Source organism: Rhizobium sp. BK176 (genome assembly GCF_024808055.1).
In genome coordinates, this window is record NZ_JANUBV010000002.1 from 394205 (window position 1) to 407398 (window position 13194).

A 13194-nucleotide genomic window follows, 5' to 3' on the forward strand; every position below is an offset into this window, starting at 1 on the left:
CTCTCATGCGATCTCCAGCAACAGCGCCCGATGGTCGGAGACCTCGGGCTGCTCAACGACGTCGAACGCCACGACGTCTATGTTTGCGGTGACCAGCAAGTAGTCGGCATAGCGGCCTTCCTTGGCGTAGTGCGAGGTTCGCGTATCCGTGTGGCCGCGCGAGGTCACGAGGTCGGTCAAGCCCAATTCGGCGAGCGCTGCGAACATGACGCTTCCGGGGACCACGTTGAAATCACCGCACACGACCAGTGGCTCGCCCTCGCGCCAGATGCGGTGGATGAGAGCAACCAACGCGTCCGCCTGCCCGCCACGCGCCGCCGTGTCGCCCTTGCCGGCAAGGTCGCGCAAGCCGTGCAGCTGGACGATGGTGATAGGTCGATTGGCGCTATAGTCGAAGAGCCTGATGCAATGGGCGTTGCGTGGGCGCGGATGTTCGCCGTAGCCGTCGCCGGAAAAATCGCCGTGCACGAAATCCATCGCATGACCGACGACTGGATAGCTGTTGCGCACGAACGTGGCGAGGCCGAATTCGGACGAGAGCTGTTGTTCGCCATCGAAGAGCGTACCGCGCGCCGTCGGCGCGAAGAAGGCGTCGTGGTGGGGAAGGATCGCCTTGATCTCGTCGAAGAGGTTGGCGCGCTGCGGCAGGATGTGGCTGCCGTCGCGGTACTCCAGCCAGTCCGAGGTGACGCCGACCGAGCGGGTCACTTCCTGCAGGCAGAGAACATCAGGATCGGCATCGCGAAGATACCGGATCAGCGGCTCATAGAGCTTGCCGCCCCAGGCGTTCAGCGAGATCACACGCACCACAACTCTCCTCATGCTGTGATTCAAGCGCTTGCTGCATTGATTCAGGCAAGCGTTTCTTGTGGCTGTTTTTACGCGGTTTGGGTGGACCGCTACCGCTTCTTGAACGGCTCCATGCCCTTGCGCGCAAGCTCGTCGGCTCGCTCGTTTTCCGGATGGCCGGCGTGGCCCTTGACCCAGTGCCACTTGACCTTGTGGCGCTGGTTCGCGGCATCGAGCGCCTGCCAGAGCTCGCCGTTCTTCACCGGCTTCTTGTCAGCGGTCTTCCAGCCGTTTTTCTTCCAACCGAAGATCCATTTCGAGATTCCGTCCATGACATATTTGCTGTCGGTATGGAGATCGACTTCGCACGGGCTTTTCAGTGCCGTCAGCGCCGAAATCGCCGCCAGCAGTTCCATGCGATTGTTGGTGGTGTCTGCCTCGCCGCCAGACAGTTCCTTTTCCACCTCGCCGTAGCGCAGCACCGCGCCCCAGCCGCCGGGGCCGGGATTGCCGGAACAGGCGCCGTCCGTGAAGATATCGACGTGCTTCATGCCACGAGCCCATATTCGGCGGCTGAGCCGATCTGCCGGTGGAAGCGCAGCTTGCGCAGATATTCGAGCGGATCCTTCTTGGTGACCAGCGCGCCCTCGGGCGTCGTCAGCCAGTCGTAGAGGCGCGTCAGGAAGAAGCGCAGCGCCGAACCCCGCGAGAGGATCGGAAGTGCTGCCAGTTCGGCATCGCTCAGCGGCCGCACACTCTGGTAGCCCTCCAGCATCGCCATACCCTTGGTAATGTTGTAGGCGCCGTCCTTCTCGAAGCACCAGGCATTGAGGATGATCGAGACGTCATAGGCAAGCAGGTCGTTGCAGGCGAAATAGAAGTCGATCAGGCCCGACAGGTCGTCGCCAAGGAAGAAGACGTTATCGGGGAAGAGGTCGGCGTGGATGACACCGTCCGGCAGGTCCTTCGGCCAATGGGCGGAGAGGAAGTCGAGCTCGGTGCGGATCTCGTTCTGAAGTCCCTTCTCCACCTCGTCCGCGCGCGCCTCGGACTTCTCCCAGAGCACTTTCCAGCCATCGACGGACAGCGCATTGGGACGCTTCAGCTCGAAGCCTTCGCCGGCGACATGCATCTTGGCAAGGGCCTTGCCGACCTCGCGGCAATGCTTGGCCTCCGGCTTACGCAGCCACATGCCTTCCAGGAACGAGATCAGCGCTGCCGGGCGATCGGACAGCGTGCCGAGCAAGGCCCCGTCCTTTCGCGGCAGGGGAAGCGGGCAGGAGAGACCGCGGGCCGCCAGATGCTGCATCAGCCCCAGGAAGAACGGCAGGTCGTTCTTTTCGACGCGCTTCTCGTATAGCGTGAGGATCAACGGATCCTTGGTGGTGTGCAGCAGGAAGTTCGAGTTCTCGACACCTTCAGCGATGCCCTTGTAGGACAGCAGCGTACCGGCATCGTACTCCGTCAGGAACCACTTCAAATCGTCTTCGGAAATATCGGTATAGACTGCCAATTTACGTCCCGCGAAAATGTTTGATCAGTTAGACCACCGCCCGGACCGGGCGGTGACTGGCGCTGTAATCGTCCCCTCGACGATTACTCCCGCATCACGGGAGGCGCCTTACCCATTCACCCACGCCATATCCTCATGCGTCAACTCGATGTTGCGCAGTTCGCGGTTGACGAGGAAATGCTCGTTTTCCTGAACCGTCTCGGCAAGCTCGACCTTGGCGTCGAAGCGCGCACGGAAGGCCTCGATGATCTCGTTGACGATGACTTCGGGCGCCGACGCGCCGGCTGACAGGCCAAGCGTCGAGATCGTGCCGATGTCATCCCAATCGAGCTCCGAGGCGCGTTGCACCAGGAGCGACTTCTTCGCCCCTGCCCGCAGCGCGACCTCGACCAGCCGCTTGGAGTTCGACGAGTTCGGAGCGCCGACGATGATGAAGAGATCACAGCCGGGGGCTGCCTGCTTCACCACTTCCTGGCGGTTCGTCGTGGCGTAGCAGATCGAGTCGGCGGCAGGTGCCGTCAGATTGGGAAAGCGCTCGTGCAGGCGCGTGATCACGCCCGCCGTGTCGTCCACCGAGAGCGTCGTCTGCGTCACGTAGCCGAGATTGTCAGGATCGGCCGGCTGATAGACGTCGGCATCCTCGACCGTCTCGATCAGGGATACCGAGCCCTCCGGCAGCTGGCCCATCGTGCCGATCACTTCGGGGTGGCCCGCGTGGCCGATCAGGACGACATGGCGACCGAGCTTGTTGTGGCGCATCGCCTGCTTGTGCACCTTGGAGACCAGCGGGCATGTTGCATCGAGATAGAAGAGATTGCGGGCGCTCGCATCCTCAGGCACGGACTTCGGCACGCCGTGCGCCGAGAAGACAACCGGCTGGGCGCGATGCTCTTTCGGGATCTCGTCGAGCTCTTCGACGAAGACAGCGCCCTTGGCTTCCAGGCCTTCGACCACATACCTGTTGTGAACGATTTCATGGCGGACATAGACCGGCGCACCGTAGGATTTCAGCGCCAGGACGACGATCTGGATGGCGCGGTCGACGCCGGCGCAAAAGCCGCGCGGTCCGCAGAGCCTGATCGTCAAGGGAGGTTTCGCCGCAATATTCATGTCTGTTCCGGTTCGTAGGGATAGCGCTGTCTAGCCCAATATAGGCAGGAATTGAAGCGATACTATTGCGCCGGACCCCGCTTACGGAAACGGGCGATCACGGCGATGATGACAAGCGTTGCCGCAAGCCCATACCAGGTGAAGGCATACTGCAGGTGGTTGTTGGGCAGATCGACATCGGTGACCCCGCCGATCGGCAGCCCCTTCGGATTGGGGGTATCGTCCGCATCCAGGAAGAACGGAACCACCTCGGCCTTGTCGAGCCCGACGCTCGACGCCATCACGTCGAGGTCCTTCCAGTAGAAGATATTCTTGGCGACATCATTATCAGGCACCACCCAGGACGGCTTGCCCGGAAGTTTTGCACGAGCAAGGCCGGTCACCGTTTGCTGATCGGTGAGCTGGCCCTGCATGCGCATTTCCGGCTCCTTGTTGTCATAAGGAACGAAGCCTCTGTTGACGAAGAGATAGCGGCCATCGGCAAGCTGCAGGGGGGTGTAGACGTAGAAGCCCGTCTGGCCATGCCAGGTGGCAAAGAAGTGCCGCTCCTTGCTGTTGACGTATTCGCCGCTGGCCGTCATGTGGCGATAATCGATATCGTCGCCCTTTGCAGCGATGCCTTCGATATCGGCAAGCGATGCCGGCGGCGCCTGCCGGCGCTCGGTGATATCGGCGAGTAACTTTTCCTTCCAGTGCAGCCGTTCGACCTGCCAGGTGCCGAGCGACAGGAGGATGGCAAGCGCGACAAGCAGAGCGATGCCGGTGAGTACCGACCGCTTTCGGCTTGGCGCCGAAACATAAAATTCAGTCACGGGAAATGCGCCCTTCACTGGCGTTATGGCGATACTGCATCGCGATCAGGATTCCCTTGCACCAGCGCAGAGCCAGCAGGGAGAGAACAATGGTGAGAGGACCGAACAGCAGAATGTGCAGCCAGATCGGTGGCGCGTAATTGACCTCAAGCCACAGCACCGAGCCGATGATAATGAAGCCGACGATCAAAATGACGAATACCGCAGGGCCGTCGCCGGCATCGGCAAAGGCGTAGTCGAGGCCACAGGCCGAGCAGCGCGGTTGCAGCGCCAGCAGGCCGTTGAAGAGCTTTCCCTGGCCGCAGCGTGGGCAGCATCCCCTGATGCCTGTCTTCACAGGATCGACCGGGGGAAAATGTGCGCTGTCTTCGTTCATGCATCCTTCCAATGGCCTATGGCCAACCGCTCGCTCCGCCATAACTCACCCATAAAGTAATCACAGAGGGAAGGGAAATACCTGCGCTCTTTCGCCTCAGCGATTCGCGCCAAACAGAAGAAGAAAACTGATGACATACGACAGCTCGGCCGGACAGATCGTCATTCTGAACGGCGCCCCGCGCAGTGGAAAATCGTCGATCGCCAACGCGATCCAGGAGCATTTCGACGGCCCCTGGATGAACTTTGGCGTCGACACCTACAACTCGATGACCGCGGAACGCTACCTGCCGGGAATCGGACTGCGCCCGGGCGGAGAACGCCCGGACCTCGAGGAGATGATTCCGTTTTTCTATGCGGCACTCTACGAGTCGATCGCGATCCATGCTGGGCTCGGCCTCAATGTCGTGGCCGACCTCGGCCATCACGACAGCTACTCTCAGCCGCTCGGTATTCTCGCCGATTGCGCGCGCCGGCTTGAGGGATTGCCAGTGCTTTTCGTCGGGGTGAGGTGTCCGATCAAGGTCATCATGAAAAGGCGGAACATCCCAGTGCCAGGTCGTCACTCTCTGTACGTCACCGCAACCGACGATGAGGCCGTCCCCCATCCGGTCCAGCTCTGGCAGGAACAGGTTCATATCCCCGGCATCTACGATCTTGAAGTGGACACGTCGGTGCTGACGCCGCTGGAATGTGCCGAAGCGATCCGGCACCGCCTGGATCTCGGCATTCCCGAACCCTCAGCATTCGAGCGCATCGCCGCCATGCGGTGATCAGTAAAACAAAAAGGGCGGGTGCCGTGGCACCCGCCCTTTTTCAATTCATGGCCTCGGCTCAGCCAGCAGCCAGCGGAGCGCCCCAGCCGCCCCAGACGTAGATGCAGAAGAACAGGAAGAGCCAGACGACGTCGACGAAGTGCCAGTACCAGGCCGCCGCTTCGAAGCCGAAATGCTGCTTCGGCGTGAAATCGCCGCGGATCGCACGCAACAGGCAGACCAACAGGAAGATCGTGCCGACCAGAACGTGGAAGCCGTGGAAGCCGGTCGCCATGAAGAAGGTCGCCCCGTAGATCGAGTTCTTGAAGGCAAACGGCGCATGTACGTATTCAAACGCCTGCACCGAGGAGAACAAGATACCGAGCAGAACGGTGAGCGTCAGGCCCTGGATCAGGCCTCTGCGGTCGTTGTGCAGCAGCGCGTGATGCGCCCAAGTAACGGCCGTGCCGGACAATAGCAGGATCACAGTGTTATAGATCGGCAGGTGCCAGGGGTCGAGGACTTCGATGCCCTTCGGCGGCCACTGGCCACCGGTGAAGGCCACGCGCGAAGCCTGGATTGCTTCATTCGGGAAGAGGCTTGCGTCGAAGTAAGCCCAAAACCAGGCGACGAAGAACATCACTTCGGAAGCGATGAACATGATCATGCCGTAGCGAAGGTGCAGCGAGACGACGCGGGTATGGGCGCCCTCGTGTGCTTCCTTCACGGTGTCAGACCACCAGCCGAACATGACGTAGAGAATGATCGCAAGGCCGATGAAGAACAGCCACGGATGAGCCCATTCGATGCCGAGGAGATGCAGCGACCCGCCGTTGAGGTAGCGCATGAAGCCGACGCCGCCGAACGTGATGATGAACGCGCCGATCGAAGCCAGGATCGGCCACGGGCTCGGGTCAATGATGTGGTAGTCGTGATGTTTCTGATGAGCATCAGCCATGTAAGCTATCCCCGGATCTCTTCCTCTCCGCTCCGGCATAGCCGGAAACGGACCTCAATCAAAGTTTCTTTTCAAGCTTTACCGTTCCACCCTCATTCGAAGCCACCGGCTTCGGACCCTCTTTCGGATAGAACGTATAGGACAAGGTAACGGTGTGGATATCCTTCGATTCCACAGCCTTGGTAATATCAGGATCGATATAGAAAACGACAGGCATCTCGAGCTTTTCGCCCGGTTTCAGAACGGTCTCGTTGAAGCAGAAGCACTGCACCTTGTTGAAATAGACGCCCGCCTCGCCAGGTGTCACGTTGAATACAGCCTGACCGCGCTGCGGCTCGTTCGACTTGTTCACCGCGGTGAAATTCACCTGAATGGTTTCGCCGATGCGCGGGTTGACCTCGCGCTCGACCGGCTTGAACTCCCAGTCAAGACCCGGCGCCACATTGGCGTCGAAGGTCACGCGCATCTTGCGGTCGAGGATCACGCTGGAAGCCTGCTCGACGCGTTGCGTCGTGCCGTTATAGCCAGTCAGCTGGCAGAACATCCGGTAGAGCGGAACCGCCGCATAGCTCGCAGCGCCCATGCCGAAGACGAAGGCAAGGCACATGAAAACGACAGCGCCGTTGTTGCGTGGCTTTCGCGGCGTGCTCGGCATCCCGCTCATCTCACGCGTGCCCCGTAAACTTAACGATCGTAATCGCGTAAAAAAGCACGACGAGGCCGGCCAAAACCAGACCGAGCGCAACGTTGCGGTTGCGGCGCGACTTGCGCTGCGCCTCTGTAAGCTTGACGACGTCCATTAGAGAATACCTCCCATGTGAGAAACGAGCACGGCGGCGAGCCGGTCGAACATCAGGGCGGAGAAAATCGCGAAAAGATACAGGATCGAGAAGCCGAAGAGCTTCTTCGCCGGGATCATCTTCTCATCGCCGTCCGGCATCCGCCAGACGGCGATGGAACAGTAGATAAAGATTGCGCCGAGGGCTGCGGCGACCACGCCGTAGCCGAGGCTCGCAAAGCCGAGCGCCGTCGGCAACACGCCGCACACCGCCGTCAGCACCGCATAGGCAACAATCTGATGCTTGGTCGTGCGCTCGCCCGAGACATTGGGCAGCATCGGGACGCCGACCGCCTCATAGTCCTTCATCTTGAACAGCGCCAACGCCCAGAAGTGGGCCGGCGTCCAGAGGAAGATGATCATGAACAGAACAAAGCTTTCAATCGTGACGGTACCGGTCACGCAGGCCCAGCCGATCATCGGCGGAAAGGCGCCGGCGGCACCGCCGATGACAATGTTCTGCGGCGTCGAGCGCTTCAGCCACATCGTATAGATCACGGCGTAGAAGAAAATCGTGAAGGCGAGGATCGAGGCTGCGAGCCAATTGACGGCGAGCCCGAGGATAATCACCGAAAAACAGGAGAGCACCAGACCGAATGCCAACGCTTCCCGTGGCGCGATCCGGCCGGCCGGGATCGGACGCTTGGCGGTGCGGGTCATGATCGCATCGATATCGGCGTCGTACCACATATTCAGCGCGCCGGAAGCGCCGGCGCCGATGGCTATGCAAAGGATGGCGATGAGGCCGAGGACCGGATTGATGTGCCCCGGAGCCAGAACCAGACCGGCAAATGCCGTGAAGACCACGAGCGACATGACGCGCGGTTTCAAAAGCTCGAAATAATCGCGCGCACTCGCTTCCGACAGGCGGAACTCGCCGTCGTGCGCCAGAGCCTTGCGATTGCCGATTACTGTCATTCTCTTGTCCTGCAAACTTGTAAGCCGACCGCCGCACTGTAACACGCGGCGGTCGCAATTTCTCGCATCTTACTTGATGCGCGGGAGCTGTTCCCACTGGTGATACGGAGGCGGCGAAGACAACTGCCATTCGAGCGTCGTTGCACCCTCACCCCACGGATTGTCACCGGCAACGCGCTTCTTTGCGAAGGCTTCGAAGACGCCAACCAGGAAGATCAACACACCGACGGCGGAGATGTAGGAGCCGACCGAGGAAACGTAGTTCCAGCCGGCGAATGCATCCGGGTAGTCGATGTAGCGGCGCGGCATGCCCGCGAGGCCAAGGAAGTGCTGCGGGAAGAACACCAGGTTAACTCCGATGAACATGACCCAGAAGTGCAGCGTGCCGAGGAACTCGTTGTACATGTAGCCGGTCATCTTCGGGAACCAGTAGTACCAGGCAGCGAAGATGGCGAACACGGCGCCGAGCGATAGAACGTAGTGGAAGTGAGCCACAACGTAGTAGGTGTCATGCAGCGAGCGGTCGAGGCCGGCGTTGGCGAGCTGGACGCCCGTGACGCCACCGACGGTGAACAGGAAGATGAAGCCGATCGCCCAGACCATCGGCGTGCGGAAGCTGATCGAGCCACCCCACATCGTCGCGATCCAGGAGAAGATCTTCACGCCCGTCGGAACGGCGATGACCATCGTGGCGAACACGAAGTAGCGCTGCGCGTCGAGCGACAGGCCGACCGTGTACATGTGGTGCGCCCAGACGACGAAGCCGACGGCACCGATCGCAACCATGGCGTAGGCCATGCCGAGGTAGCCGAAAACAGGCTTCCGCGAGAAGGTCGAGATGATGTGGCTGACGATGCCGAAGCCGGGCAGGATCAGGATGTAGACTTCTGGGTGACCGAAGAACCAGAACAGATGCTGGTAAAGGATCGGGTCGCCGCCGCCCTCAGGCACGAAGAAGGAGGTGCCGAAGTTGCGGTCGGTCAGCATCATGGTGATGGCGCCGGCGAGAACCGGGAGCGACAGCAGAAGCAGGAAGGCGGTGATCAGGACCGACCAGGCAAACAGCGGCATCTTGTGCAGCGTCATGCCCGGAGCGCGCATGTTCAGGATTGTGGTGATGAAGTTGATCGCACCGAGGATCGAGGACGCACCGGCAATGTGGAGCGCAAAGATCGCAAGGTCGACGGCAGGACCCGGCGTACCCGAGCTCGAGAGCGGCGGGTACATCGTCCAGCCGCCGCCTGCGCCATAAGCACCGGCAGGACCTTCAACGAACATCGACAGGATCAGCAGAAGGAAGGCCGGAACGATCAGCCAGAAGGAGATGTTGTTCAGACGCGGGAACGCCATGTCAGGCGCACCGATCATGATCGGCACCATCCAGTTGGCAAAACCGCCGATCATCGCCGGCATGACCATGAAGAAGATCATGATCAGCGCGTGAGCGGTGGTGAACATGTTGAACATCTGCTTGGCGCCGTCGATGGCGGCGTCGCCTTCATAGCCGTAGACCATCGATGCCAGACCGTGGAAGATCTGGATGCCAGGCTCCTGCAACTCCATGCGCATGGCAACGGAGAGCGCGCCGCCGATGATGCCGGCAATGATCGCGAAGATCAGGTAAAGCGTGCCGATGTCCTTGTGGTTCGTCGAAAAGAACCAGCGATTGACGAAGCTCGGCTTGTGCGAGTGATCGTGGTGGTCGTCATGGGCGTGCGCGCCATGAGAGTGATCATGCGAGTGATGATCGTCGTGTGCGGAAGGTCCAGCCATGTCCCGTTCCCTCTTCCTTACTTAGCCACGTTTTCGGCAACGTTGACGGTGCTTGCGGCACCATCGGTTGCGGCCATGAGTGTCTTGTACGCGCCCGGCAAGTCGGTCGCGGCACCGGCGAGCCACTGCTTGTACTTGTCCTCGGAAACAACGCGGATGGCGATCGGCATGAACGCATGATCCTTGCCGCAGAGTTCGGAGCACTGACCGTAGAACAGGCCTTCACGCTCGGCGCGGAACCAGGTTTCGTTCAGGCGACCCGGAACGGCGTCGATCTTGACGCCGAAGGACGGCATGGCGAATGCGTGAATAACGTCGGTCGGGGCAGCGGTCACGAGAACGCGGACGGTCTTGTTGACGGGCAGAACAAGCTCGTTGTCGACAGTCAGCAGGCGCGGATAGATCGCCTTGTCTTCCTTGCCGGCGGCTGCGCGGTCGGCATCCTTAAGCAGGAAGGAATCGAAAGCGAGCGGGTTTTCGCCCGAGCCTTCATATTCGTAGTTCCACTGCCACTGCGTCGCGGTCGCCTTGATGGTGACGTCAGGATTTTCCGGCAGGGTCAGCTGGGCGGTCAAGAGGTTGAACGAAGGCACAGCGAGGAAGAGAAGCACGAGGACCGGTCCCACGGTCCAGGCAACTTCAATCATCGTATTGTGGCTCGTCTTGGACGGCACCGGATTTGCGCCGGCGCGGAACTTGAGACAGACGACGATAAGAAGGACCAGAACGAAGAGCGTGATCGGAACGATAAACCACAGGGTATATTGTTCGAACCAATGAATGTCCCGCATGATCGGCGTGGCTGCCGGCTGCAATGTCGCCTGCCACGGCATCGGTTGGTCGGCATAACTGCCGGAAGCAAAAAGCAGACAGACCAGCGCGGTCAGAGCTGCATAAGCCTTCTTAATCACCTTAAAATCTCCCTCGAGCGCTGATCTGCGCAAAATCACGCACAGAATCCTTGCCATCTCAGCGCTTCAAACCACAGTTTGCCATTGATCGCAACAGCCCAAAGCGTTTGTTCGTGCGGCATTTTCGCTTTCAAACAGATTGCCCCAAGCATAACGAAACATTCCATCTTTTTCGTTGCAATCAGTGAAATATCGGTTGTTGCCCGTGCCGTCGCACAAACATTCTCGGATAAACGTCCCATTTCCGCCGTAGTCCCCGGCTTTTCAGCGGGTGGGGCTTTTCATTTTTGGTGGCGCGCCCCAACTTAGCGGCACTGATTCGAATTGCAGAGGTTTTCATGGGTTTCCGTTCCCTCGCACGGCCCTTCGTGCTGACAGCGTGCATTGCGGCCGCAGCGACTGCTCCCGCCTTCGCCCAGCAGCAACCCGCGCCGGGGCAGCCAGCGCCAACGCCGCCGACGTCGCAGGCACAGCCTGGGCAGACACAGCCGCAGGCGCCCGGCACCGTGAAGTCGAACCACGGCGCATGGTCTGTCGTGTGCGACAAGCCCGCCGGCGCCTCGGCTGAGCAGTGCGCGCTGATGCAGAACGTGATCGCCGAAGACCGGCCGGAAGTCGGTCTTTCCGTTGTTGTGCTGAAGACCGCTGACCGCAAGTCGAAGATACTGCGCGTTCTGGCGCCTCTCGGCGTCCTGCTGCCGAACGGCCTTGGCCTCAATGTCGACGGCAAGGATATCGGCCGCGCCTATTTCGTCCGCTGCTTTGCAGATGGCTGCTATGCAGAGGTTGTTCTTGAAGACGAACTGCTGAAGACCTTCCGCAGCGGCGCGAGCGCCACGTTCATCGTCTTCCAGACGCCCGAGGAAGGGATCGGCATCCCCGTTGATCTCAAGGGCTTTGCCGAAGGCTACGACGCCCTCCCCTGATCGTCTTGATTTTCGGGCTTGCTCGAACCGTCCCCCGGACCTACATCGGCTGAAAGCATTCCTGCTTCAGCGGAGCAAAAGACATGAATACGGATCTCCTAACGCTTTTCGATGCCGACGAAGCGAAGATGCGTTCGCTCGTTGCCGAAGCGCTTTCTGGCGCGGACGACGGGGAGCTCTACATCGAACATGCTCAGGCAGAGTCGCTGATGTTCGATAACGGGCGCTTGAAAGGCGGCAGCTTCAACACCGAGCAGGGTTTTGGCCTGCGCGCGGTTGCCGGCGAAGCCGTCGGGTACGCGCATGCGGGCGACCTTTCGGTGGCAGCCCTGAAGCGCGCGGCCGATGCTGTCGGCGCAGTCACACGCGGTCATTCCGGGAGCTATGCGGCGGCTCCGCAGCGGACCAACAAGAAACTCTACTCCGACGACAACCCAATCGGCACGCCGAGCTTCGAGGAGAAGGTCAAGGTGCTGCAGGACATCGACGCCTATCTGCGCGGCAAGGACCCCAAGGTGCGTCAGGTCACCGCATCGATCGCTGCCAGCTGGCAGGTCGTCGACATCCTGCGGGCCGACGGTCACCGCGTTCGCGACATACGGCCGATGACGCGCATCAACATCTCGGTCATTGCGGGCGAAGGCGATCGTCAGGAAAGCGGTTCCTACGGCACCGGTGGCCGCATCGGCTTTGGCGACTTCATTGCCGAAGACAACTGGCACTACGGCGCCGACGAGGCCTTACGGCAAGCACTGGTGAATTTGGAGGCGATCGAGGCGCCGGCGGGCACCATGGACGTCGTGCTCGGCTCCGGCTGGCCGGGCGTCATGCTACACGAAGCGGTCGGTCATGGGCTCGAAGGCGATTTCAACCGAAAGAAGACGTCAGCCTTTGCCGGTCTTCTCGGCCAGATGGTCGCGGCACCCGGCGTGACTGTCGTCGACGACGGCACGATCGACAACCGGCGCGGCTCGATCACGATCGACGACGAGGGCACGCCGTCCGCCTACAACGTGCTGATCGAAAACGGCAAGCTCGTCGGCTACATGCAGGACCGGCAGAATGCCCGCCTGATGGGCATGGCACCGACGGGCAACGGACGCCGGCAGGGCTATGCGCATGTTCCGATGCCTCGGATGACCAACACCTACATGCTCGGCGGCGACAAGACGCCGGAGGAAATCATCTCGTCGGTCAAAAAGGGCATCTATGCGGTCTCGTTCGGCGGCGGCCAGGTCGACATAACCTCAGGCAAGTTCGTGTTCGGCTGCACGGAGGCCTATCTGATCGACAACGGCAAGATCGGCGCACCGATCAAGGGCGCGATGCTGATCGGCAACGGACCCGACGCGATGAAGCGTGTTTCGATGGTCGGCAACGACATGAAGCTCGACACCGGCATCGGCAATTGCGGCAAGGGCGGCCAGTGGGTTCCGGTCGGCGTCGGCCAACCGCATCTTAGGATGGATCAGATCACCGTCGGCGGCACGAAGGCCTAGCCGAGAACGGGAACCGC

15 protein-coding genes are annotated in these 13194 nt (G+C 60.7%); 3 read left to right on the plus strand and 12 right to left on the minus strand.

Annotation, left to right across the window (positions count from 1 at the left end; translation table 11 throughout):
- Positions 1 to 3 precede the first annotated feature (3 nt).
- The 6 genes from FHT76_RS11235 to FHT76_RS11260 form a co-directional block, all read right to left on the minus strand.
- Positions 4 to 807, minus strand: a complete 804-nt coding sequence (locus FHT76_RS11235; RefSeq protein ID WP_183859884.1) for an endonuclease/exonuclease/phosphatase family protein — start codon at positions 805 to 807, stop codon at positions 4 to 6.
- A 92-nt stretch (positions 808 to 899) separates the two neighbouring features.
- Positions 900 to 1340, minus strand: coding sequence for a ribonuclease HI (gene rnhA, locus FHT76_RS11240; protein ID WP_183859886.1), 441 nt, complete (start codon positions 1338 to 1340; stop codon positions 900 to 902).
- Positions 1337 to 2302 (minus strand): homoserine kinase, encoded by a 966-nt coding sequence (locus FHT76_RS11245; protein ID WP_183859888.1) that lies wholly within the window; start codon positions 2300 to 2302, stop codon positions 1337 to 1339. The genes rnhA and FHT76_RS11245 overlap by 4 nt, the downstream gene beginning before the upstream one ends.
- Before the next feature lie 108 nt (positions 2303 to 2410).
- The gene (gene ispH, locus FHT76_RS11250; RefSeq protein WP_183859890.1) at positions 2411 to 3412 is read right to left on the minus strand and encodes a 4-hydroxy-3-methylbut-2-enyl diphosphate reductase; all 1002 of its coding nucleotides are present in this window, start codon (positions 3410 to 3412) and stop codon (positions 2411 to 2413) included.
- A gap of 62 nt (positions 3413 to 3474) precedes the next feature.
- Positions 3475 to 4224 (minus strand): SURF1 family protein, encoded by a 750-nt coding sequence (locus FHT76_RS11255; RefSeq protein WP_183859892.1) that lies wholly within the window; start codon positions 4222 to 4224, stop codon positions 3475 to 3477.
- On the minus strand, positions 4217 to 4600 hold the full coding sequence (locus tag FHT76_RS11260; protein ID WP_183752252.1) for a DUF983 domain-containing protein: 384 nt from the start codon (positions 4598 to 4600) through the stop codon (positions 4217 to 4219). Before FHT76_RS11260 ends, FHT76_RS11255 begins: the two co-directional genes overlap by 8 nt.
- A 130-nt stretch (positions 4601 to 4730) precedes the next feature.
- Between FHT76_RS11260 and FHT76_RS11265 the strand changes: the two genes are divergently transcribed.
- Complete coding sequence (locus FHT76_RS11265; protein WP_183752254.1) at positions 4731 to 5372, plus strand: chloramphenicol phosphotransferase CPT family protein; 642 nt, start codon at positions 4731 to 4733, stop codon at positions 5370 to 5372.
- Between the two features lie 61 nt (positions 5373 to 5433).
- Here FHT76_RS11265 and FHT76_RS11270 read toward each other — a convergent pair whose 3' ends face one another.
- The 6 genes from FHT76_RS11270 to coxB form a co-directional block, all read right to left on the minus strand.
- Positions 5434 to 6312 (minus strand): cytochrome c oxidase subunit 3, encoded by an 879-nt coding sequence (locus tag FHT76_RS11270; RefSeq protein WP_114711812.1) that lies wholly within the window; start codon positions 6310 to 6312, stop codon positions 5434 to 5436.
- 58 nt (positions 6313 to 6370) lie between these two features.
- Complete coding sequence (locus tag FHT76_RS11275; protein WP_040673970.1) at positions 6371 to 6976, minus strand: cytochrome c oxidase assembly protein; 606 nt, start codon at positions 6974 to 6976, stop codon at positions 6371 to 6373.
- A 1-nt stretch (position 6977) separates the two neighbouring features.
- Positions 6978 to 7112, minus strand: a complete 135-nt coding sequence (locus FHT76_RS11280; protein ID WP_259126687.1) for a hypothetical protein — start codon at positions 7110 to 7112, stop codon at positions 6978 to 6980.
- Positions 7112 to 8068, minus strand: a complete 957-nt coding sequence (locus FHT76_RS11285; RefSeq protein ID WP_183752256.1) for a heme o synthase — start codon at positions 8066 to 8068, stop codon at positions 7112 to 7114. The genes FHT76_RS11280 and FHT76_RS11285 overlap by 1 nt, the downstream gene beginning before the upstream one ends.
- A 69-nt stretch (positions 8069 to 8137) precedes the next feature.
- On the minus strand, positions 8138 to 9841 hold the full coding sequence (gene ctaD / locus FHT76_RS11290; protein ID WP_016553005.1) for a cytochrome c oxidase subunit I: 1704 nt from the start codon (positions 9839 to 9841) through the stop codon (positions 8138 to 8140).
- 17 nt (positions 9842 to 9858) lie between these two features.
- Positions 9859 to 10752 carry a cytochrome c oxidase subunit II gene (gene coxB, locus FHT76_RS11295; RefSeq protein WP_183859894.1) on the minus strand — a complete coding sequence of 298 codons (894 nt, stop codon included), beginning with the start codon at positions 10750 to 10752 and terminating at the stop codon, positions 9859 to 9861.
- Between the two features lie 338 nt (positions 10753 to 11090).
- On the opposite strand from coxB, the gene FHT76_RS11300 reads away from it, so the two are divergent.
- The gene (locus FHT76_RS11300; protein WP_016553003.1) at positions 11091 to 11678 is read left to right on the plus strand and encodes an invasion associated locus B family protein; all 588 of its coding nucleotides are present in this window, start codon (positions 11091 to 11093) and stop codon (positions 11676 to 11678) included.
- Positions 11679 to 11761: 83 nt separating this feature from the next.
- On the plus strand, positions 11762 to 13177 hold the full coding sequence (gene tldD, locus FHT76_RS11305) for a metalloprotease TldD (RefSeq protein WP_183859896.1): 1416 nt from the start codon (positions 11762 to 11764) through the stop codon (positions 13175 to 13177).
- Positions 13178 to 13194 lie beyond the last annotated feature (17 nt).

Excerpts from the sequence above, each read along its gene's own strand:
- FHT76_RS11270 (WP_114711812.1), bottom strand. The coding sequence starts at position 6,312 with ATGGCTGATGCTCATCAGAAACATCACGACTACCACATCATTGACCCG.
- FHT76_RS11280 (WP_259126687.1), bottom strand. The coding sequence starts at position 7,112 with ATGGACGTCGTCAAGCTTACAGAGGCGCAGCGCAAGTCGCGCCGCAAC.
- ispH (WP_183859890.1), bottom strand. The coding sequence starts at position 3,412 with ATGAATATTGCGGCGAAACCTCCCTTGACGATCAGGCTCTGCGGACCG.
- FHT76_RS11300 (WP_016553003.1), top strand. The coding sequence starts at position 11,091 with ATGGGTTTCCGTTCCCTCGCACGGCCCTTCGTGCTGACAGCGTGCATT.
- ctaD (WP_016553005.1), bottom strand. The coding sequence starts at position 9,841 with ATGGCTGGACCTTCCGCACACGACGATCATCACTCGCATGATCACTCT.
- rnhA (WP_183859886.1), bottom strand. The coding sequence starts at position 1,340 with ATGAAGCACGTCGATATCTTCACGGACGGCGCCTGTTCCGGCAATCCC.
- FHT76_RS11285 (WP_183752256.1), bottom strand. The coding sequence starts at position 8,068 with ATGACAGTAATCGGCAATCGCAAGGCTCTGGCGCACGACGGCGAGTTC.
- FHT76_RS11260 (WP_183752252.1), bottom strand. The coding sequence starts at position 4,600 with ATGAACGAAGACAGCGCACATTTTCCCCCGGTCGATCCTGTGAAGACA.
- FHT76_RS11265 (WP_183752254.1), top strand. The coding sequence starts at position 4,731 with ATGACATACGACAGCTCGGCCGGACAGATCGTCATTCTGAACGGCGCC.
- tldD (WP_183859896.1), top strand. The coding sequence starts at position 11,762 with ATGAATACGGATCTCCTAACGCTTTTCGATGCCGACGAAGCGAAGATG.
- FHT76_RS11275 (WP_040673970.1), bottom strand. The coding sequence starts at position 6,976 with ATGAGCGGGATGCCGAGCACGCCGCGAAAGCCACGCAACAACGGCGCT.